Here is an 18,791-nt window from a genome sequence, read left to right as displayed (position 1 = left end):
GGAACATATTAGCTTGCGTAAAGCTTATAATTAATAGCAGGCAATATCGGTTCGCTTAAGAGCGAAGGACTGACAGCACGTTCTCTGAACACTCCACCAGTCCGTGGTTAAATTATTAATATATAAAACAATATGATAGAAATTCACATTTAGAACCATAATCTTGAGAGCGTAATCTATTTTTATCCGAAAAATCCTGTTCTTGGTTGTCTTTTGCGATTACGTAGCTGGTGAGAAATAATTAAGGAGCAAAGTCGTGACCAGAATTTGCAAAATTGAGATCCAGAATTTCCGTGCCATCCGCTTAATGAACTGGCAACCATCACCAGGACTCAACTGCCTGCTCGGCCCCGGAGACAGTGGAAAGACCTCAATTATCGATGCGATTGACCTTTGTCTAGGTGCCCGCCGCAATATCAGTTTCTCTGATACTGATTTTTATGGGCTGGATATCACACTGCCCATAAAAATCACACTGACGCTAGGCTCGCTACCCGATGCCCTGATGCGCCTTGATTCATACGGAAATTATTTACAGTCATTCAATCATCTAAATGGGCTAGTCACCGAAGAGCCTGAACAAGGTCTGGAAACGGTTATTTGCTTACGTTTAACAGTGGATAGCGAGCTGGAGCCTGTCTGGTCGCTGATATCACATCGAGCTCAGGCACAAGGGCAAGAGCGCAACATTGCCTGGAAAGATCGCTTGCTGTTAGCCCCCGCGCGACTCGGAACTTATGCAAACTCCAATCTGTCGTGGACACGCGGTTCGGTACTCAATCGTCTAACAGAAGAACGTCCTAACCTAGGTGCGGAATTGGCCAATGCAGCGCGACAAGCCAGAACCAGTTTCGGCGGACAGGCTGGTGTACAGCTGGCTGCAACATTACAAATCGTGACTCAGAAAGCGAATGAACTTGGAGTGTCCGTCGGAAACAGCACCCAGGCACTGCTGGACGCACATGCGGTGTCCATTGGCGATGGGGCAATTGCACTTCACGATTCGTCGGGAGTACCCTTGCGTTCACTGGGCACAGGTTCGTCTCGTTTGTTGGTTGCAGGTCTACAACGTGCAGCTGCTCAACAAGCTTCGATAGCCCTGGTGGACGAAGTAGAATATGGTCTGGAACCACATCGTCTTACCCGATTATTGAATTCCCTTGGTGCAAAAGAAACCCCCCCACCACTACAGGTATTTCTGACCACCCATTCTCCGGTTGCTGTTCGTGAACTTAACGGTAATCAACTCTTCGTTGTACGCAAGTCTCTGGAGGGACAGCATGTCGTTCACCTTGTTGGTACCGGTGATGATATTCAAAGCACAGTCAGAGCTGATCCAGAAGCTTTCCTTGCACGTAGTGTCATTGTCTGCGAAGGAGCAAGTGAAGTCGGTCTTATTCGTGGTTTGGACCATTTCTGGACGAATATAAATGGAGCATCCATGCTAGCCGCAGGGACTGCATATGTGAATGTCGGTGGTGGAGAACCTGACCGCTGTTTTATTCGAGGTCTTGCATTACGCAGGCTGGGCTATCGAGTCCTAGTTATAGTTGACGCGGACAAAACTCCGGGTATGGAGGCTGTACAGGCATACGAGAATGCTGGTGGAGAGTTCATCACTTGGCGAGAAGGTCGAGCTCTTGAGGATGAGTTATTTCTAAGCCTTCCAGATGCTGGTGTAGATGCCCTGCTTCAGCGTGCTATAGACCTTGTAGATGAAGACCTAGTCGCCTCACACATCCAAGCTCAGTCACTCGGAAATATAACTCTCGCTCAAATCCGGCACCAACGTCAACAACAAGGAGTACCATACACTCCCGCAACACGGCAGCTACTGGGTCACGCAGCCCGTAATCGTCGAAACAGTTGGTTTAAATCAGTCACTAAGTTTGAAAATATAGCGCGTGATATTCTTGGGCCCTATATCCAATTATCAGACCCCACATTTGTCGCCCTGCTCGAGCGTATCTATAGGTGGGCACATGCAGCCTGAATATAATTTATTTACTTTTCGTCGAGGTACGCTCACTGCTCCTGCGGGTTGTGGTAAAACGCAAATTATCGCTGACTCGATGTCCCAGTACACTAGAGAAAAACCTGTTCTCATACTCACTCACACCAATGCTGGCGTCACGACGCTACGTTTACGTATGCAAAAAGTCGGAGTCCACGCGTCGACTTACCAGATTGCAACAATAGATGGTTTTGCTATGCGGCTAGTGGCTATGTTCCCTCAACGGAGTGGTGTTAACGCTTCGGTACTGATCCTACAAAACCCCAGAACTGACTATCCGATAATACGCCTTGCAGCCAAGCGTTTACTTCAAGATGGGCACCTTAATCATATTATCATGGCAAGTTATGCCCACCTGATTGTTGATGAGTACCAAGACTGTAATCTAGTGCAACACGCCCTAGTTAAAGCACTTTCCGTAGTGCTTCCCACATGTGTACTTGGTGATCCGATGCAAGCTATTTTCGGCTTTCGTGGTAACCAACTGGTCGACTGGAATAATGACGTTCTTCAGAGTTTTCCTGCTATCGGAGAGCTGAATACTCCTTGGCGCTGGACGAATGCTGGCACACCTGAGCTTGGTCAGTGGCTTTTGGAGTGCAGACGCCTACTTCTCGCTGGAGGTAGTATTGATCTCCGCTTCGCACCTACTGAAGTCGACTGGGTCGCGTTGACTCCAGCTACCGCAATTCAGCAACGACTGCGCGCCGCCTTAACACAGGCGGTCACCAGAAATGGTGACGTACTGGTGATTGGTGACAGCCGCAATCCCCGTAGCCGCCGGAAGATGGCGAGTCTGACTCCAGGAGCAACTTCAGTGGAGCCCGTCGATCTAGCAGACCTTACTCTGTTTGGAATGACGTTTGACCTACAGTCAACTAATGCTCTGACACATTTGGTGGAGTTTGCAGCTGATGTGATGACACAGGTGCATCCTGCATCTTTGTATCCCAGACTCCAGAGTTTACGCAGAGGTACAGCACATAATTCTGCTACAGAAGCAGAAGCAGCATTGCTCGCCTTCATGAATACCCCGAGTTTCAGCCTAGCTGCGGGTGCGCTTCGCGCTTTGAGCCGCCAGCGCAATGCTCGGATTTATCGCCCAGAGGTTTTGTATTGCTGTCTGCGCGCAATGCAAATAGCCGAGGAGGGGAGATGTAGTTTTGCCGATGCTACAGTGAAAGAACGAGAACGGAATCGTCACGAAAGTAAACCGCTAGCACGACGTGCGATTGGCAGTACCCTATTACTTAAAGGGCTGGAGGCAGAAGTGGCCGTTATAATAGCGCCAGAAGATATGGATGCTCGACACCTCTACGTTGCCTTAACTCGTGGTTCGAAAAAGTTGGTTGTATGCTCGTTTACCCCCATACTGATGGCTCGCTAGTGTTATAGAGTTACGATTTTTATAACTGGCTCAAAGCTGAAAGCTTTACTGAACCTCCAGCCTAGCTAGAGTTTTCTATAGACAATAAAAACCCGCCGAAGCGGGTTATCCGTGAACGCTGATAAACTAAATGACCTAACTATCTATGCTCAGACAATTTTAAGATCGGGTCTTTTACTCATAGAACTAGGAGTACTCCCTCCGCCCTCAAGCACTGCTACTTTAAACAGTAAATTTGCCAATTCATCGATCGGTATGGACAAGATATTTCCAAGTTTCGGCAAGTCAATTTGGTCTAGTTTCAATACGCTAAGTAGTTTATCAATAACAAGTGAGCGTTCTCGTGGAATACCGTTAATCTCAGATTTTCGTAAGCCTTTCTTTGTTGCTTCAACCATCAGAGTACGATATTGCCACTCCGTTAACATCCCGACATTTTTCATTCTCACAATCAGTGCAACAGAAGAAACTCGCCAGTTTTCCTTGATTAATATAACCCCATCCAGAGTTGGGAATGGCATTTTTATTCCAAGAACAGTTCTTCTCGGCATCAAGAAGGCAGAGGCAAAATTATCTGCTTCATCTTCAAGATCCTTACCTTGTGGGGAGCCATGCCTGTGGAGGACTAAATGTCCCAACTCATGGGCAGCATCAAATCTGCTACGCTCACCACTTTTCTGAGTATTCAAAAAAATATAAGGCGTATCATTTTTCCAGAAAGAAAATGCATCAACATCCAGTGTATTTTCCGACAATGAAAACACTCGAACACCGTTTGCCTCAAGCAGATGGATTAAATTGTCTATGCTTTTAACACCTAACCCCCACCTTTCACGAACAGCTTCCGCAGCAGCTTCTGGCTCGTAACCTCTTAAATTAGGGAGATTGCATTCAGGTAAATTAAATGATTCTTCAAAGTACGCATTAACCATTACGCCTAGACTACCAGCTGCTTCCGCCGCATGCTGATCAGCAGCTTTCATACTTTTTAATGACCGAAAAGAGACCGTTGATGGATCGACAAACTCGACGTCATTTCCGCATAAAAAACTTATTGGATAACCCAAAGTATTTGCCAGTAATTCGATGGTTTGTGGCGTTGCTGTAAACAAACCATCTGCCTTTTCATACTCGGCAACTGACTTAGATGACAACCCTGCAGCCGCAGCTAAGGAGCTATAAGTCATCTTTCTTCTCAACCTGGCAACTTTGAGTCTGTCCGGGTTCAGTTGCATGTTTTGCATAACTTTCATTTCCGAGAAACGACAATGTCGATCTCTTCATTAAATTCTTTCTCTGGTGTTTCAATAGCGGCACTGAATGGTACTGAGGGTAAAATAATCCTTTCACTCCATGAAGAAATTTTATTTTGCCCGTTAAAACCACTCATAGCACTTGGTTTAGAAAGTTCACAACGTACTTCTTGAGCACCAAGATCGAAATAATAAAGGAAGACAAATGTCTGTGTTGAATCTATTGAAATAGGGATTGAATCTTCTGGCTCTTCACTTTCATACTCGTCATCGTCATCGTCATCTTCACCAAACAATCCAAGATTGCGAGAAATGACGTCTTCAGTTGCGCTTCCTTTGGCATTCTTAGTTTTAGGAAAACCCTCAAGGATACCCGTATCCTTGTTTCCACTGGTAGCAATGATACTAAGGCCTCGTTCAGAGTTAATTGTGTATTCCAGACCACTGTCAAAAGTGTAGTTCCATCCTTTTAGCTCAGAGATAACGCTTTCTCGAAACGCAGCTACCACCTCTTCCCAGGCCCGCGTCATCGCACTTGTTCGTGGATGTAAAGGAGAACTGCGACGACTTTCGTAGATAGCACGAGAAATAGCGAAAGTGAAATTATCAACCGATAATCCCATCGATTTCAGTTTTGCTACCGAGTTATGATCTTGATAAATTTTCTGCGCTAACATATCACCTCCCCATTCACTTCCGATAATTACACCTCAAATGAGGGGATAAAACAAGAAGCGACACACAAAAAACGACCATTTCTCGCATGTAGTCAATTTTATGAAAGAACTCACATCACGGAAGCTGTATTTTCCTAAACAAGGTCTGCACATAACAAGACAGTTTTTTGCTCATGACTAAACCGCCCCCGCAGCTTTACGAGCTTTGTACCGTTCGAGTAAAAGCTCCGCTGGCGTTGGCCCTTTCGGTGCAACTGGAGCGGCAATTGCTCGTCGAACCGGTGGAACAGGCTTCCCATCCATCACACGCCTCTCCCACATAGCCAGAATACGGGCGGCTTCTTGTTCTAGCTCTTTATGGCTAAGTTGCCCCTCAGTGCTGCAACGCCGCAGTTCAAGACAAATGTGGTACAGAACAGGCTTAGGCCACGGATACTGCTCACTACTCGGGTAACGAAAAACCAGCTTGCGCCATTTCCAGTATTCTTCCATGACATCGGCTGTAGTAATCCCCAGCGCACAGCCCCCTTCCCTGCACCACTTGATGAACTGACCAGGCGACGGCAAGAACGGGCGATCCTGGCGGCGAACTATGCGCATGCCGGCGTCAACCTGTGCCATGGAAGTGATTCCGTTTTCCTTGAAAGCCAGCACCCACTGGCGACGAATCTCGTTCACGTCTTCCTGGCTACGGTTAACCAGGCTCGCTGGGAATGCAGCAGCGAGCTGAACAAACAACCCGTTGATAATCTGCGCTACCTGGTGCGTATGCTCACGGTCGCAGTATTGCTCCGGTTGATTATTCGCTATGTGGCGAGCCTGTTCACGGTCAAACTTGCGAATATTTTCTGCAATGTTTTTCATTCCAGTACCCCGTCAATCCAGTCAGTGTTTTGCAGGTCAATGGTGCCCCAGGATGGTTGTGCCATACCGGTAGTGCGCAGACGTTTGGTAGTGAGTTGGTCCCACTGCTTGCGTAAACTCGAGGGGCTCAGGATGTTGTTTTTCCAGAACTCGTCTCTGTTGGCCCATTGGAACAAATCACAAATTTCGTAGTGAGTGCGTTTGTCCTGAACACGCATCAGCCTGATGATGTTTGCCCATTCAACCCAGGTTGGTTCAGATAGCGAAGCGTTGACGGTGAGAAGCCTGTCGTAAATCCAGCGGGCGGCCTTGAGGTCATCAGCCGTTCCCCAGGATTTTCCTGCCGGTGTGTATATTCCGTCGGCAGCTTCTGGATGCAGGGAGAGAAACTTTTGAGTTTTCTGGTTTCGGGATTCTTCAGAATTCCGAGACGAGGATCTTTTAATATTGTTCTTGTTATAGTCTTGGGTGTCTACCGTTTCCGGGAAGGTTTTTCCCGTTTTCGGTAACAGTTTTCCCGATTTCGGGAAGACTTTTCCCGTTTTCGGTTTGTCCAAAATCCAGGCGGAAAGGTCAGTATTTATACCGACAGTTTTCATCACACCCTGCTTGTGGCAGAAGATAATTTTTCGTTCTGTGAGCGATTTAAGCGCATCAGAAACGTGTGAATCACTGAGCCCCGTTAGCTCGGCGACCACTGTGTTAGTAACGCGGTCCTGTTTCTTGTTCCAGCCGTAGGTAAGCCAGATTACCGCCTCAAAACACTGCCATTCCCGGCCTGACAATCTCAGGCGAGGCTTAAGCTGTTGGATCTCATTGGCGACCTTGGTATACCCGTTCGACAGGTCGGCCATACGACCTCCCGGTTGTTCGGTTCTGTTGGGAAAATTGATAATTTCAGCGGTATTTGACATACTTAACTCCGCAATTACGCACAGTTTTTGCACCTGAAAGCCGTTGGTGTTCGCGCACCACGGCTTTCGCCATTTCTGATGTCTTCACATTGCCCCCAACATGGTTGTTACCATCGCCAACAATGGCGCAGTTAAGTCCGGGTCAACACGGAACATCTCAAAAATGCCTTCCCCCAGTTCCTTCAACCTTTCCTTCTTCGGTGCATCCAACATCAATGCCTGCTTCGCCTCACTTACCTCTTTTTCTAGCCTGGCCATGCGGTATGCAAACGAATCGTTCTTAACGACGTGGTCGCGGTATCTAAGTGGTAATACCGACAAAATTGCGGGAACCAGGCGCTCAACGTTTGCCCGGTACGATGCGGAGTCTTCTTTGTTATCCAGCCATCGAAATAGCTTCACGTTCCAGACGTCGGCCTTGCCTGAGAAGTCCACACCATTAAGCTGAAGTTCTTCTGCCGCTTCCTGGATTTGAAGCGAAACAAATACACGCCCTTCTGCCGCAGCCCAGGCACGAACTGCAACACAAATTGCGCGGTGATCTACTTCCTGCTCCGTAGAATTATGTTGCTGACATCGAAATATCAGAGACTGCGATGAAGCTCTGCTACTCTGTTGGAATGAAACAGTTTGCATGGTTAGGGCTCCTGTTTAGGTAAACCGTCGGAGGGGTTTGGATAAAGGTCTGGGCGAAGTTCATGTGGCGTTACACCTGTAGCACCGTAAATTTGTAGTACACGATCAGCAGGGACGATCCCATGGTAACGATTCCGCCAATGACTGATGGTCATTGCGCTAACTGCCAGTAGTTCTGCTAAACGGCTCGCGGTACCTGCTGTGGTAATAGCTTTATCAATTGCTTTCATAGTCTGCTCCTGTAGATACGATTAATTTAAACATTTTGTTTATTTTAATGTCAACATTTTGATTATTGAGAGATTAAACTTTTGGTTTAGAATCTTGTTATGAAAGAAAAAACTCATCAGATTAATCATCCACAAGTGCAGAGGCTCAACGAAATCCTCGGACTCAAGAATTTGACCAAGTCAGATATGGCACGCATTTGCGGAGTCAGCGCACAATCGGTCAATAACTGGTTCGTGCGTGGCACTATAGGGAAAAGTTCGGCGATAAAACTGGCGGATGCGCTAGGGGTAAGCCTTGAGTGGGTTCTTGGCCAAGAGGTTGATGAGAAGGATGGATTAAAGCCAGACGAACAACGTCTATTGGAGCTATACCGTCAGCTTCCCGAAGAAGAACAACAGAATATGCTACGCATTTTCGCGCTTCGCCTAAAAGAGCTGGATGCACTTTACGAAAAATACATTAAAGGTCGTATCAGGCCGCAAGGAGAATAAGTTTCATTCTGTAAATGGTGGAACAAAGTCTCTTCATTACGGCTTTCAGTTAACTTGGACACCACATCCAAAGGTAAATAAATCATATGGATAATTTAGATCTAGTGCTTTCTGGGCAACAGATAAACCTTGAGTTGTATCCAGTTAAGGAAGCTGATATTGATGGCATCCAAATGGGTGTTATGAATGATGGCTCCCCATTTTTGACATTACGTGGCCTAGCTAGGTTATGTGCAGTTGACCATGCCACATTACTTCGATTTACATCTAATTGGGCTGAGGAAAGAACAAAGCCCAGGGGTTTGATTGTTGATGAGTTACTAAAAAAAAATGGGCTAAATCTTCAGGAACTCTATACAAAAGGAATCATTCAAGGCACCGAAGCGAATATATTTCCAGATTCTGTCTGTATGGCAATACTGGAATATTATGCCTTTGAGGCCAACCATTCAGGGCAAGATATTGCTCAGGACAATTTTAGAAAATTAGCCGGGTCTCAGTTAAGAAGATTTATTTACTTAAGTGTAGGGATTGATCCCGACAACCCCCAAAGAGGGGCTCTGGAATGCTTCCATGAACGCTTACTTATGAACGATCAAGTTCCCTTTGGATACTTCTCCGTATTCAGAGAAATGGCCGACCTCTCTCTAAAAATGATTAAGGGAAACTTCGACTTCGGACCAGCCGCCATTCCTGACATCAGTGTTGGAACCATGTGGTCTAAACATTGGGTGAGTAATAATCTAGATGATAAATATGGTGCCAGAACAAAACATCCTCATGTTTATCCTGATTGGTTCCCGCAACATAAAGCAGGACCAGTTGATGCGTGGATTTATCCTGATGACTCTTTGGGTGAGTTTCGTAGATGGATGCAAAAAGATTACATACCTAACAGATTTGGTAATTATTTGGTCAAAAAATCAGCTGACGGCGCAATTCCACGAATCGATGCAGTAAAAATCATTGAGGCAGTAAGAAAACCACAGTTACCAAAATCACATTAAACATCCCCCCCGGCCCACACGCCGGGTTTTTATACTCTTTTCCGCACTAGTCTTGATTCTTTCACAGAAACCTCATTCTGAGCACAATCAACCTATCCCCCACACTCCACTATTGGATTTTTTTTGTCCCACATCCCAAAAAATTCCGTTACCAAAGACATTTTAAACATTTTGTTTATTCATAAATACCCATAAAGTTGACATTTGTTTAAACATTGTGTTTAATCGAACTCACCAAGACGCACTACGAACCACCAAGGCATGGAGCCCACGAAGTAGCGGCCCGGCGCATACGAAGACCGGGATGAGGTGGAGAGATTAACGCGCATCAGGTGTAAACGTTCCGCTGGCCGGCGATAAGGCAAACGAGGGTGAGATGAAAGGCAATACGAAGAAAACAGGTGAGTCTGGTTTTTTCGCATATCTGGTGCGAACACTGCCCCTTACCCCATACGAGACATACCACTATGAACTGTATGAGAGGGACAAACGCCAGCGCCTCAGAGTTAAGCAAAGTGCACGAGCAGGTGGCGTTTGCAGGGGGAGAATTTACCCCAGGATGATAAAGCTTAAATGGAAACCATCCCGTTTATAACGACTCGATTACTTTGACGCTACTGATGTCGCCATCGAACGGAATAAATTGCTGACTAACTTTGGCTTCAAGCTGAAACAAAAATCCTGAATGAGGGTTATTGGAAAGGATGTCTTCAAGTTTTTCCGAGATAGCAAAGAGTCCATGAGTTTTGCAGGCAAAAACGGATGATGGAATAGGTTTAATCGTCATTCCACTTACTTCATTGAATTCATGAAATATTTTTTCTGAAAATTTTGATGGGGTATTGCAGATGGGACAAGGCTTAACATCATTTTTCATAGTAATACCCTTGCTTGGTGTGAGAGCCGTAAGCATACCACCGAGCCTGAAGTGGTGAAAAGACAGGCATAACAAGGAGATCACGATGATTGATTACGCACGCAAACCAGGACGACAGCAGGCCGTAAAGCTGAACTTCTTCGAAGTGATTCTTCGCCGGGTCTGCTACCTGCTGGCGCAAAAGGGGGATCCAGATGTGTAACTCAACGAAATGTGGTTACTGCAGCAAGCCGGTTAAACCGGAGGAAGTAGTCAAAAGTACCCTTCTCTATCGCAACGGCTCGCAGCTGGCGCGCAAAGAAAAAGAGTATTGCTCTGAACGTTGCTCTTCATACGACCAGATGGCTCACGAAGGCTAACGTAAAAGCCGCGCAAGGCGGCCTGTACGTCCGGTGACACCGACCAAAGTTCCACCGGAAAACAACAAAAAACCAAAGTTCACCCAATGGGCGCTATCTCTGGCCCGGGGATCTTACATCCAAAAAAGAGGATCTCACATGGAATTTTTCTATGTAGTTAAAGCTACGCAGAAATCCGGCAAAGATGATGCAGTGATTTGGTTCACTGCAAAATCCGAAGCGCGTGCCAACCTGCAGCTCGATGTTGAGCTGGAAGAAGCCGGGATTGAAACGGGCCGTGGTAAAGATTACCAGAAGCCGATCCGCACCGACTTGCCGGTTTATGACGACCTGCCGGAAGAAAACACAGTGGATTATACCTGGAGCACCCGTTACCAACTGGGTGATGATGGCCTGACATGGCACAAAATCCCTACTGCAGATAACACGGTTAACACCGGGCAAACCGACACCGTAATCAATGAACAGGCGGATGTACCGGCAACCAATGAAGATTTGCCTGAACTTATCTCTGTTTGCACCCTGCCATTCCGTCACAAAGTTATCGCGGAGTTTCTGGCCGGTGACGAGTATTTCTACCACATCACGGCTGAACAAAAACGCGAAGTGCTGAAACTGGAAATGGACACGGACAATACCTATGTCCAGAACCTGGTATTAGCGGTCAACTGCGTCGCAGACATTCAGAAAGCCAGAGAATATGACATCTGGCAACTCACCTCTGCAATCAAGCGTATATGGCCAACCGATGGCAAAGTCCCGGAGTTAGGCAACGTTCGGCAGTTTATTGAGACCTGGAGTAAGACCGAGAACATCGACCGGGGCATTCTCACCAATGAGTGGGCCAAAGGTAATCATATTGCAGCGATTCAGCGTACTGATGCTGGTCTTAATGCGGGTGGCGGGAACAAAACCGACCGCAACCCTGACCTGATTCACACACTGGACACACTGGACATCGAAATTGCTCTGGCCACCCTGCCAATGGATTTTGATATCTATGACATCCCGGGCAGCGTTTTCCGCCGCTCCAAAGAAGTCGTATCCAAAAAAGAAAGCCCATTCAAAGAATGGTCCGCAGCCCTGCGTAGAACGCCAGGCATCCTGGACTATTCCCGGGCAGCGATTTTTGCCCTTATCCGCAGCGCAGATGAAGGTCTTCATAATTTCCCGGGTAACCTGCAGAGCTACATCGTCGCAAACCTGACAGAGTTCAAACACGAGACACCAACAGCCGAAGTGCTGGCTGCCGCCCGCCATATACCTCAGGCATCTGTCGCACTCGATGTAATTGAAGGTAAACGCCCCGCAGAGGAACTGGAGACAGTGACCGGGGAAATGGAAGTTGCCACACGTCAAATCATGAGTGAAGCCAAATCACGCGCAGAATCAGCGCACCAGCCTCAGGTTTCCAGCCTGGGTAATGGCGTATTTTCCATAGACGGCCTGGCGGCCACATCCACCACTCAGGAGACCACCAGCAATGTGCCGATGGAAACGACTCACCACGACCAAGTCACGAGTAGTGCTCAGGTATCAGAAAATGAAAGCGCTGATGAAGTTGATGCGCAAGCAAATACCCTGAGCACCGGAAGTTTTCCAGAGGCGGCTGCCGCATTCAACGAAGCAACGAAAGGCCTGGCTGCTGTAATGGCTGTCGAAAAGCAGGTTGCTCAACATGAAACGCAGGAGACTACCCGGGAAGAGGCTCAACCTGAATATCCGGCTTACTTCGAGCCTGGCCGTTACGAAGGTTTGCCTAATGAGGTTTACCACGCAGCGAATGGTATCAGCAGCACTCAGGTAAAAGATGCCCGGGTATCACTGATGTACTTCGATGCCCGCCACGTATCAAAAACCATTCAGAAAGAGCGATCCAAAGTTCTGGATATGGGCAACCTGGTGCATGGGTTGGCGTTGCAGCCTGAAAACCTGCAGGCTGAGTTCAGCATTGAGCCGGAAATCCCGGAAGGTGCATTTACCACCACGGCGACTATCCGTGCCTTTATCGATGAACACAATGCCAGCCTGCCGGCGCAACTGAGTGCAGACGACATCAAGGCGCTACTGGAAGAGTACAACGCCACCCTGCCCGCTCAGGTATCTCTTGGCGGCTCTGTTGAAGAAACCGGGCAAAGCTATATGTCTCTGCCAGTCGAGTTCCAGCGCATTGAAGAAGGCCAGAAACAGACTGCCGCAGCAATGAAAGCCTGCATCAAAGAATACAACAGCACTCTGCCCGCTCAGGTAAAAACCAACGGCAGCCGTGATGCGCTGCTTGAGCAACTGGCAATTATCAATCCGGATTTGGTCGCTCAGGAAGCGCAGAAACCCGCACCACTGAAAGTATCCGGTACCAAAGCCGACATGATTGCTGCCGTAAAATCGGTTAACCCCGATGCGGTGTTTGCCGACGAACTGCTGGATGCCTGGCGCGATAATCCCGAAGGGAAAATTCTGGTCACCCGCCAGCAGTACGCAACCGCCCTGCAGATGCAGCAGGCACTGTTCAGCCACCCTACTGCTGGCAAGTTGCTGCAACACCCAGACCGCGCAGTTGAAGTCAGCTACTTCGGTATCGATGAAGAAACCGGGCTGGAAATTCGCGTAAGACCGGACCTCGAAATTGATATGAACAGCGTCCGTATTGGTGCCGACCTGAAGACTATCAGCATGTGGAATATCAAGCGTGAAGCCATTCGCGCCAAACTCCACCGGGAAATCATTGAACGCGATTACCACCTGAGTGCAGCGATGTATTGCGAAACAGCCGGCCTCGACCAGTTTTTCTGGATTTTCATCAATAAGGACGAGGGTTACCACTGGATTGCCATCATCGAAGCGTCTGCAGAATTGTTGGAGCTGGGCATGCTGGAGTACCGCAAAACCATGCGCGACATTGCCCACGGCTTCGATACTGGCGAATGGCCGGCACCTGTCACTGAAGACTACACCGACGAACTGAACGATTTTGACCTGCGCCGCCTTGAAGCGCTGCGCCTTGCATAAGGGGAAAACTCATGGAAAACACAAATATCGTAATGGCTGAACAGCAAGCTCCCAACACAGTTTCTGCCACGAACTCTGTTTTCAATGTTCAGGCGCTTGGGCAACTAACAGCGTTTGCCAACCTAATGGCAGATGCAACCATTGCGGTCCCTGACCATTTGGTAGGAAAGCCGGCTGATTGCATGGCTATCGTAATGCAGGCAATGCAATGGGGAATGAATCCATATGCTGTTGCACAAAAAACCTTCTTCGTTGGCGGAAAGCTTGGCTACGAGGCTCAACTTATTAGTGCGATTCTCTCCAGTTCCGGGGCTATTCGTGGGCGTTTTCATTATGAGTACGGTGGCGATTGGTCAAAGTGCATCCGCAGCAAGGATGTGACCGTTACAAAGACAGGTAGCAAAGGGTCGTATGAAAAAACGGAAAGAGTTCGTGACTGGTCTGATGAAGATGAGGACGGTTTATATATCCGCGCGGGCGCAATCATTCGCGGCGAAACAGAAATCACCTGGGGTGAGCCGTTATATCTCGCGAGTGTCGCCATAAGAAACTCCCCGTTGTGGGTTACAAAACCGAAGCAACAGATTCTTTATCTGGCAACAAAAGACTGGTCAAAAGCATACTGCCCGGCAGCCGTAATGGGGTTTCAGGATGCAGATGACCTCTCTTATCGCGAAGAGAAGGAAATTAACCCCGCACCAGTACAGCGCATGTCTGTTGCTGAGATCACTGGCGGCGCAGAAATCACTCACAGCGCAAAAGAGTCCACCGGCAACATTGATTCAATCGCTGATGAATTTCGTGACCGGATTGAAAATGCCGGCAGTGTGGACCAGGCGAAGGCTGTCCGGGCAGATATTGAATCTCAAAAATCAGTACTGGGCTTCGCCCTGTTTACCGAGCTGAAAAACAAGGCAGTGAAGCGTTATTACCTGGTCGATGCCCGCAACAAGCTGGAAGCCTCCATTAACTCACTGCCTAACCCGGGCGAACCCGGTGCCAGTGATGCTTTCGGCAAAGCTGAAAACTTGCTTGCCAGTTCTAAGCGCCACCTCACCGACGAACTGTTTGATCAGTTCACTATCATCCTGGCCGATATGCGCCCGGAATACATCGCTGACTGATACGGAGCCGGGAGGGAAACCTCCCGGGAATGAACATGGCAGAAATTATCGACGAAGCAAACGCACGCGCTGAGTTCACTATCACCATGGCAATAGCCAACGCCCGTATTAACCGTAACGCCGTATCAGCTACGCACTGCGTGGAATGTGGTGAGTTGATTCCCGAAGCCCGGCGCATCGCCGTTCCGGGCTGCACGATGTGTGCTGATTGCAAGGAAATTGCCGAACGTAAAAGTAAGGTGGGTGCAGCATGAGTCAACCTAAAACGCATACCGGCACCATCATCACAAAAGATGGAGAAAAGAAGGTCCAGTTACGTGAAACAGCGACTACCTGGTGCGCCGGCAGAAATGAAACTTATGACAAATTCACTGGCCGCCGATGTGGTGCTCCACTGACAAAACGCCGCTTGATTCTGTCCAGTGTAAAGCCGATGGAGTGAGTATGGAGCAATACAGTCTGACACTCGATGAAGCCTGTGCATTTATTGGAATATCAAGACCAACAGCAACCGCCTGGATAAAGTCCGGGCGGCTACAGGCAACGCGTAAAGATCCAACAAAAATAAAATCACCGTACCTCACTACCCGGGAAGCCTGCATTGCGGCAATACGTGCACCGCTGCATACTGTTCCTGTGAGCGCGGGTGATGACATACAAGGAGTGAAAAAATGTCAGTCTTCCGCAGAGGTCAAACATGGTACGGGTCGTACTCGCTCCCGGGCGGGAAAAGAATTAAGGAGTCTCTTGGCACAACGGACAAAAGGCAGGCATTAGAGCTGCACGACAAACGGAAAGCAGAACTATGGCGGGTAAACCGTCTGGGTGACTTTCCTGACGTAACGTTTGAAGAAGCCTGTCTTCGCTGGCTGGAAGAGAAAGTGGACAAGAAGTCGCTTGATACTGATAAAAGCAGAATGCTTTTCTGGTTAGAGCACTTTGAAGGTGTACGAATAAAAGATGTCACGGAGGCAAGAATCTATTCAGCCATAAGTAATATGACGAATAAATCTGATGAAAGACGATGGAATCAACGTGCATTAACAGCAAAAAAGTTAGGGAAAGAAATTCCTCCTTATAAAAGCAAGCCTGTATCGATATCAACCAAGGCAAGGCACCTGGCACTGATAAAGTCGATTCTTAGGGCAGCAGAGCGGGAATGGAAGTGGTTGGAAAAAGCGCCCACGATAAAAATCCCGCAAGCCAGAAATAAAAGGATCAGGTGGCTTGAGCCGCATGAAGCACAGCGGCTAATCAATGAATGCCCTGAACCGCTCAGGTCAGTAGTCAGATTTGCACTGGTAACAGGTCTGCGTCGTTCAAATATCCTGTCACTTGAGTGGGGACAGATAAACATGCAGGACAAACGGGCCTGGATAAATCCCGAAGACAGCAAATCAAACAGGGCTATAGGGGTGGCCCTGAATGATACAGCATGTCAGATACTTCGTGAGCAAATAGGTAAGCATCACCGCTGGGTATTTGTACACACACAGAGCGGAACCCGCCCTGATGGAACAAAAACAGAGCAAGTCAGGCGAATGCGGGTGGATAATCAAACAGCGTTTCGCTCTGCCTGTCGGCGTGCAGGTATTGAAGATTTCCGTTTCCATGATTTACGGCATACCTGGGCAAGTTGGTTAATACAATCAGGTGTTCCGTTATCAGTGCTACAGGAAATGGGGGGATGGGAGTCAGTCGAAATGGTAAGACGCTATGCACATCTTGCACCTAACCATCTTGCCGAACACGCAAAAAAAATTGATGCGATTCTGGGAGAGGATGTCCCAAATTTGTCCCACTCGGAAAAAATGACAAAAGGAGGATGTTTGTAACCCATTGAAAATCAATGGTGGGCTGTGAGGGATTCGAACCCGCGACCGATGGATTAAGAGTCCACTGCTCTACCAACTGAGCTAACAGCCCATAAGGGAAACTAATTCGAGGCAAAAATTTACTCTTCTGATGACAACGTCGCAACATCAATATGTAATAAAAAAACCTTTTTAATTGCATGGGATTATATACTTATGTTTATGCCCGCTGTTAATGTTAAACCATTTATCAAGCAAGACCATTTTATGAGCAAATCCATGTAAAAATGTTCAATTAATACTCAAAATAAACTAAATCGCTCATTAATCACCCGTTTGCACATAATGTGCTTTATTACCTGGTCAGTAAGAAATCGGAGATTCAATCAACTGGCGCACAACATTATCAACATACCCGTTATATAATGAAGTCAGGGAAGTCACCGCTGATACATATCGATGCCATTGGCTCTCAGAGCACTAAAATCAGCAGCAGAAATCAACATGTTGTCAGCTGTTGCCAGGAGCATGGGTAAATATGACAGAGGCCGCAGATGCGGCCTCAAGAGATTCTGAATGCAAAGAGATTGTCATGCTTTTATTTTTCGGTAGATAAAAAGCACTACCAGTGCACCGATTACTGCAACTACAAAACTCCCGACGTTAAAGCCATCAACCTTACCATAGCCAAAGAATGTGCTTATCCAGCCACCGACTACGGCACCAATAATCCCCAAAATAACAGTGATGATAAAGCCACCACCATCTTTACCAAGCATAATCCACTTCGCCAGGATACCTGCTATGAGCCCGAACACAATCCATGAAATAATTCCCATAGTTTTCTCCATTCATTCGCTGGTCATTCACAAGGAAAAATAAGCATAGCACAGTCTGCAAAAATAATTGTCCGCATTACATTCAACCGATTAATTTTTTGTAAAAATAGGATTCATCCCATACACATTAACAACAACATTTAATACCTCCAATCATGACGACCAATCAATTAAATCAAGTAAAATAAATATTTTCATATATAAGAAGTTTATTCTTTCATAACCCTCTCACCGAATCATTCATTAATGCATATTTACCCCATTAAATAACTCAGACCATGATATAATTATAACCATATATATTGTAATATTCTATTCAATAAACATTGACGACACACTGGATAATACCTCGTTATACTCTTGATGGGTGGTCGGATACGAAAGACACAGTGCTTTTTTCATTTGCCATTTAGTACAGAATGTATGTATACCCGGTCACCGAAGTTAACTTCATCCTTAACAAGTAAACCGCCACACTTCCAAAGCGGTCATTAGGCGGTATTGTTGACAACAATGCAGGTTCAACTCCCCCGTTGTTCTGGTTGGCAGAAGTTGGGTTAGCGCCAAAACGGTAGCGATAGTTCCGTTTTACCCCGGGCTTCAAGGGATTTACCCATCGAGGTGGCCAGATGCTGCTTTCCGGTTAAGGCAACGAAAAGCCAGGGAATAAAGTTCAACGAGAGCGGCTCAATATAGAAGAGTGGAAAGTTATTTTCGAAACAGCGAATGGCATGCCCCGCTATATTCAAAATACGATGCTTATTGCACTCGTTACCGGCCAACGGCCTGGTGATATTGCCCGAATGAAATTCCGTGATATATGGGATGGTTATTTGCACATTGAGCAAAGTAAAACCGGGACTAAATTAGCTATTCCCCTGAGTCTTAAATGTGATGCAATAGATACTACCCTTGAGCAGGTAATAGTACGGTGCAGGGATAAAATATTGAGTCCGCATATTATCCACCGCCATCACACAACCTCTCAGGCTAAACGGGGTGGTGCCGTATCCGAAAAAACCATCACCTCCGGTTTCAGTAATGCCCGGGATAAAAGCGGTCTTCAATGGAAAAATGGAACGCCACCGACATTCCACGAACAACGCTCCCTGGCTGAACGCCTTTATCGCGAACAGGGAATTAATACCCAAAAACTGCTGGGTCACAAGTCCCGTAAAATGACCGATAAATATAACGATGACCGGGGAAAAGACTGGCTGGTGATCGACACCCAAACGGGGTCTTGACGGAGGGGTTTTGGGGAAACGTTTTGGGGAAGAATTTTCGAAGCCATA

General features: G+C 47.2%; 19 protein-coding genes, 1 tRNA gene and 1 pseudogene. 12 read left to right on the top strand and 9 right to left on the bottom strand.

What is annotated here, in order from left to right; translation table 11 throughout:
• Nucleotides 1-256 precede the first annotated feature (256 nt).
• Both MPHASIOC01_RS04615 and MPHASIOC01_RS04610 read left to right on the top strand, forming a co-directional pair.
• Nucleotides 257-1,993, top strand: coding sequence for an AAA family ATPase (locus MPHASIOC01_RS04615; RefSeq protein ID WP_353614061.1), 1,737 nt, complete (start codon nucleotides 257-259; stop codon nucleotides 1,991-1,993).
• A complete protein-coding gene (locus MPHASIOC01_RS04610) occupies nucleotides 1,983-3,401 on the top strand; it encodes a UvrD-helicase domain-containing protein (RefSeq protein WP_353614060.1) in 1,419 nt (472 codons plus the stop codon). The genes MPHASIOC01_RS04615 and MPHASIOC01_RS04610 overlap by 11 nt, the downstream gene beginning before the upstream one ends.
• A gap of 149 nt (nucleotides 3,402-3,550) precedes the next feature.
• Here the strand turns inward: MPHASIOC01_RS04610 and MPHASIOC01_RS04605 are convergent, their stop codons facing one another.
• From MPHASIOC01_RS04605 to MPHASIOC01_RS04580, 6 genes are all read right to left on the bottom strand, one after another.
• Nucleotides 3,551-4,645, bottom strand: a complete 1,095-nt coding sequence (locus tag MPHASIOC01_RS04605) for an ImmA/IrrE family metallo-endopeptidase (protein WP_353614059.1) — start codon at nucleotides 4,643-4,645, stop codon at nucleotides 3,551-3,553.
• Nucleotides 4,646-4,650: 5 nt separating this feature from the next.
• The gene (locus MPHASIOC01_RS04600; RefSeq protein WP_353614058.1) at nucleotides 4,651-5,331 is read right to left on the bottom strand and encodes a hypothetical protein; all 681 of its coding nucleotides are present in this window, start codon (nucleotides 5,329-5,331) and stop codon (nucleotides 4,651-4,653) included.
• A gap of 177 nt (nucleotides 5,332-5,508) precedes the next feature.
• Nucleotides 5,509-6,195 (bottom strand): replication protein P, encoded by a 687-nt coding sequence (locus tag MPHASIOC01_RS04595; protein WP_353614057.1) that lies wholly within the window; start codon nucleotides 6,193-6,195, stop codon nucleotides 5,509-5,511.
• Complete coding sequence (locus MPHASIOC01_RS04590; protein ID WP_353614056.1) at nucleotides 6,192-7,109, bottom strand: replication protein; 918 nt, start codon at nucleotides 7,107-7,109, stop codon at nucleotides 6,192-6,194. The genes MPHASIOC01_RS04595 and MPHASIOC01_RS04590 overlap by 4 nt, the downstream gene beginning before the upstream one ends.
• Nucleotides 7,110-7,193: 84 nt before the next feature.
• Nucleotides 7,194-7,745: a toxin YdaT family protein gene (locus tag MPHASIOC01_RS04585; RefSeq protein WP_353614055.1), complete on the bottom strand. Its 552-nt coding sequence runs from the start codon at nucleotides 7,743-7,745 to the stop codon at nucleotides 7,194-7,196.
• Between the two features lie 2 nt (nucleotides 7,746-7,747).
• Entirely contained in the window at nucleotides 7,748-7,975 is a 228-nt protein-coding gene (locus tag MPHASIOC01_RS04580; RefSeq protein ID WP_353614054.1) for a YdaS family helix-turn-helix protein, read from the bottom strand.
• A gap of 99 nt (nucleotides 7,976-8,074) precedes the next feature.
• Here MPHASIOC01_RS04580 and MPHASIOC01_RS04575 point away from each other — a divergent pair, with 99 nt between their 5' ends.
• Together MPHASIOC01_RS04575 and MPHASIOC01_RS04570 are read left to right on the top strand one after the other, a co-directional pair.
• A complete protein-coding gene (locus MPHASIOC01_RS04575) occupies nucleotides 8,075-8,467 on the top strand; it encodes a helix-turn-helix domain-containing protein (RefSeq protein ID WP_353614053.1) in 393 nt (130 codons plus the stop codon).
• Nucleotides 8,468-8,553: 86 nt separating this feature from the next.
• Nucleotides 8,554-9,474 carry a hypothetical protein gene (locus MPHASIOC01_RS04570; protein WP_353614052.1) on the top strand — a complete coding sequence of 307 codons (921 nt, stop codon included), beginning with the start codon at nucleotides 8,554-8,556 and terminating at the stop codon, nucleotides 9,472-9,474.
• Between the two features lie 589 nt (nucleotides 9,475-10,063).
• Here MPHASIOC01_RS04570 and MPHASIOC01_RS04565 read toward each other — a convergent pair.
• Nucleotides 10,064-10,351, bottom strand: coding sequence for a hypothetical protein (locus tag MPHASIOC01_RS04565; protein ID WP_353614051.1), 288 nt, complete (start codon nucleotides 10,349-10,351; stop codon nucleotides 10,064-10,066).
• A 194-nt stretch (nucleotides 10,352-10,545) separates the two neighbouring features.
• Here MPHASIOC01_RS04565 and MPHASIOC01_RS04560 point away from each other — a divergent pair, with 194 nt between their 5' ends.
• From MPHASIOC01_RS04560 to MPHASIOC01_RS04530, 7 genes are all read left to right on the top strand, one after another.
• Nucleotides 10,546-10,710 (top strand): YdaE family protein, encoded by a 165-nt coding sequence (locus MPHASIOC01_RS04560; protein WP_353614050.1) that lies wholly within the window; start codon nucleotides 10,546-10,548, stop codon nucleotides 10,708-10,710.
• Between the two features lie 138 nt (nucleotides 10,711-10,848).
• Complete coding sequence (locus MPHASIOC01_RS04555) at nucleotides 10,849-13,719, top strand: RecE family exodeoxyribonuclease (RefSeq protein ID WP_353614049.1); 2,871 nt, start codon at nucleotides 10,849-10,851, stop codon at nucleotides 13,717-13,719.
• Nucleotides 13,720-13,730: 11 nt separating this feature from the next.
• The gene (locus MPHASIOC01_RS04550) at nucleotides 13,731-14,843 is read left to right on the top strand and encodes a RecT family recombinase (RefSeq protein WP_353614048.1); all 1,113 of its coding nucleotides are present in this window, start codon (nucleotides 13,731-13,733) and stop codon (nucleotides 14,841-14,843) included.
• Between the two features lie 35 nt (nucleotides 14,844-14,878).
• Complete coding sequence (locus tag MPHASIOC01_RS04545; RefSeq protein ID WP_036108375.1) at nucleotides 14,879-15,097, top strand: TraR/DksA family transcriptional regulator; 219 nt, start codon at nucleotides 14,879-14,881, stop codon at nucleotides 15,095-15,097.
• Nucleotides 15,094-15,285, top strand: a complete 192-nt coding sequence (locus MPHASIOC01_RS04540) for a hypothetical protein (RefSeq protein ID WP_353614047.1) — start codon at nucleotides 15,094-15,096, stop codon at nucleotides 15,283-15,285. The genes MPHASIOC01_RS04545 and MPHASIOC01_RS04540 overlap by 4 nt, the downstream gene beginning before the upstream one ends.
• Nucleotides 15,286-15,287: 2 nt before the next feature.
• Nucleotides 15,288-15,620, top strand: a complete 333-nt coding sequence (locus tag MPHASIOC01_RS04535; protein WP_353614046.1) for a helix-turn-helix domain-containing protein — start codon at nucleotides 15,288-15,290, stop codon at nucleotides 15,618-15,620.
• The gene (locus MPHASIOC01_RS04530) at nucleotides 15,515-16,678 is read left to right on the top strand and encodes a site-specific integrase (RefSeq protein WP_353614045.1); all 1,164 of its coding nucleotides are present in this window, start codon (nucleotides 15,515-15,517) and stop codon (nucleotides 16,676-16,678) included. The genes MPHASIOC01_RS04535 and MPHASIOC01_RS04530 overlap by 106 nt, the downstream gene beginning before the upstream one ends.
• Before the next feature lie 15 nt (nucleotides 16,679-16,693).
• Here MPHASIOC01_RS04530 and MPHASIOC01_RS04525 read toward each other — a convergent pair.
• A tRNA-Lys gene (locus MPHASIOC01_RS04525) sits at nucleotides 16,694-16,769 on the bottom strand.
• Between the two features lie 478 nt (nucleotides 16,770-17,247).
• Complete coding sequence (locus MPHASIOC01_RS04520) at nucleotides 17,248-17,496, bottom strand: GlsB/YeaQ/YmgE family stress response membrane protein (RefSeq protein WP_353614044.1); 249 nt, start codon at nucleotides 17,494-17,496, stop codon at nucleotides 17,248-17,250.
• A 653-nt stretch (nucleotides 17,497-18,149) separates the two neighbouring features.
• On the opposite strand from MPHASIOC01_RS04520, the pseudogene MPHASIOC01_RS04515 reads away from it, so the two are divergent.
• Nucleotides 18,150-18,743, top strand: a pseudogene (locus MPHASIOC01_RS04515) (tyrosine-type recombinase/integrase); the annotation flags it as partial.
• Between the last annotated feature and the right edge of the window lie 48 nt (nucleotides 18,744-18,791).

This window comes from Mangrovibacter phragmitis (genome assembly GCF_040429585.1).
Lineage (GTDB): Bacteria > Pseudomonadota > Gammaproteobacteria > Enterobacterales > Enterobacteriaceae > Mangrovibacter > Mangrovibacter phragmitis.
The sequence above is the reverse complement of the archived record's forward strand: the minus strand, read 5'-3'. Positions and strand labels throughout refer to the sequence as shown.

What these genes read in the sequence shown, in the direction of transcription:
- MPHASIOC01_RS04520 (WP_353614044.1), bottom strand. Translation starts at nt 17,496, where the DNA reads ATGGGAATTATTTCATGGATTGTGTTCGGGCTCATAGCAGGTATCCTG.
- MPHASIOC01_RS04565 (WP_353614051.1), bottom strand. Translation starts at nt 10,351, where the DNA reads ATGAAAAATGATGTTAAGCCTTGTCCCATCTGCAATACCCCATCAAAA.
- MPHASIOC01_RS04580 (WP_353614054.1), bottom strand. Translation starts at nt 7,975, where the DNA reads ATGAAAGCAATTGATAAAGCTATTACCACAGCAGGTACCGCGAGCCGT.
- MPHASIOC01_RS04545 (WP_036108375.1), top strand. Translation starts at nt 14,879, where the DNA reads ATGGCAGAAATTATCGACGAAGCAAACGCACGCGCTGAGTTCACTATC.
- MPHASIOC01_RS04605 (WP_353614059.1), bottom strand. Translation starts at nt 4,645, where the DNA reads ATGCAAAACATGCAACTGAACCCGGACAGACTCAAAGTTGCCAGGTTG.
- MPHASIOC01_RS04595 (WP_353614057.1), bottom strand. Translation starts at nt 6,195, where the DNA reads ATGAAAAACATTGCAGAAAATATTCGCAAGTTTGACCGTGAACAGGCT.
- MPHASIOC01_RS04575 (WP_353614053.1), top strand. Translation starts at nt 8,075, where the DNA reads ATGAAAGAAAAAACTCATCAGATTAATCATCCACAAGTGCAGAGGCTC.
- MPHASIOC01_RS04540 (WP_353614047.1), top strand. Translation starts at nt 15,094, where the DNA reads ATGAGTCAACCTAAAACGCATACCGGCACCATCATCACAAAAGATGGA.
- MPHASIOC01_RS04570 (WP_353614052.1), top strand. Translation starts at nt 8,554, where the DNA reads ATGGATAATTTAGATCTAGTGCTTTCTGGGCAACAGATAAACCTTGAG.
- MPHASIOC01_RS04530 (WP_353614045.1), top strand. Translation starts at nt 15,515, where the DNA reads ATGTCAGTCTTCCGCAGAGGTCAAACATGGTACGGGTCGTACTCGCTC.
- MPHASIOC01_RS04555 (WP_353614049.1), top strand. Translation starts at nt 10,849, where the DNA reads ATGGAATTTTTCTATGTAGTTAAAGCTACGCAGAAATCCGGCAAAGAT.
- MPHASIOC01_RS04560 (WP_353614050.1), top strand. Translation starts at nt 10,546, where the DNA reads ATGTGTAACTCAACGAAATGTGGTTACTGCAGCAAGCCGGTTAAACCG.
- MPHASIOC01_RS04610 (WP_353614060.1), top strand. Translation starts at nt 1,983, where the DNA reads ATGCAGCCTGAATATAATTTATTTACTTTTCGTCGAGGTACGCTCACT.
- MPHASIOC01_RS04535 (WP_353614046.1), top strand. Translation starts at nt 15,288, where the DNA reads ATGGAGCAATACAGTCTGACACTCGATGAAGCCTGTGCATTTATTGGA.
- MPHASIOC01_RS04600 (WP_353614058.1), bottom strand. Translation starts at nt 5,331, where the DNA reads ATGTTAGCGCAGAAAATTTATCAAGATCATAACTCGGTAGCAAAACTG.
- MPHASIOC01_RS04585 (WP_353614055.1), bottom strand. Translation starts at nt 7,745, where the DNA reads ATGCAAACTGTTTCATTCCAACAGAGTAGCAGAGCTTCATCGCAGTCT.
- MPHASIOC01_RS04590 (WP_353614056.1), bottom strand. Translation starts at nt 7,109, where the DNA reads ATGTCAAATACCGCTGAAATTATCAATTTTCCCAACAGAACCGAACAA.
- MPHASIOC01_RS04550 (WP_353614048.1), top strand. Translation starts at nt 13,731, where the DNA reads ATGGAAAACACAAATATCGTAATGGCTGAACAGCAAGCTCCCAACACA.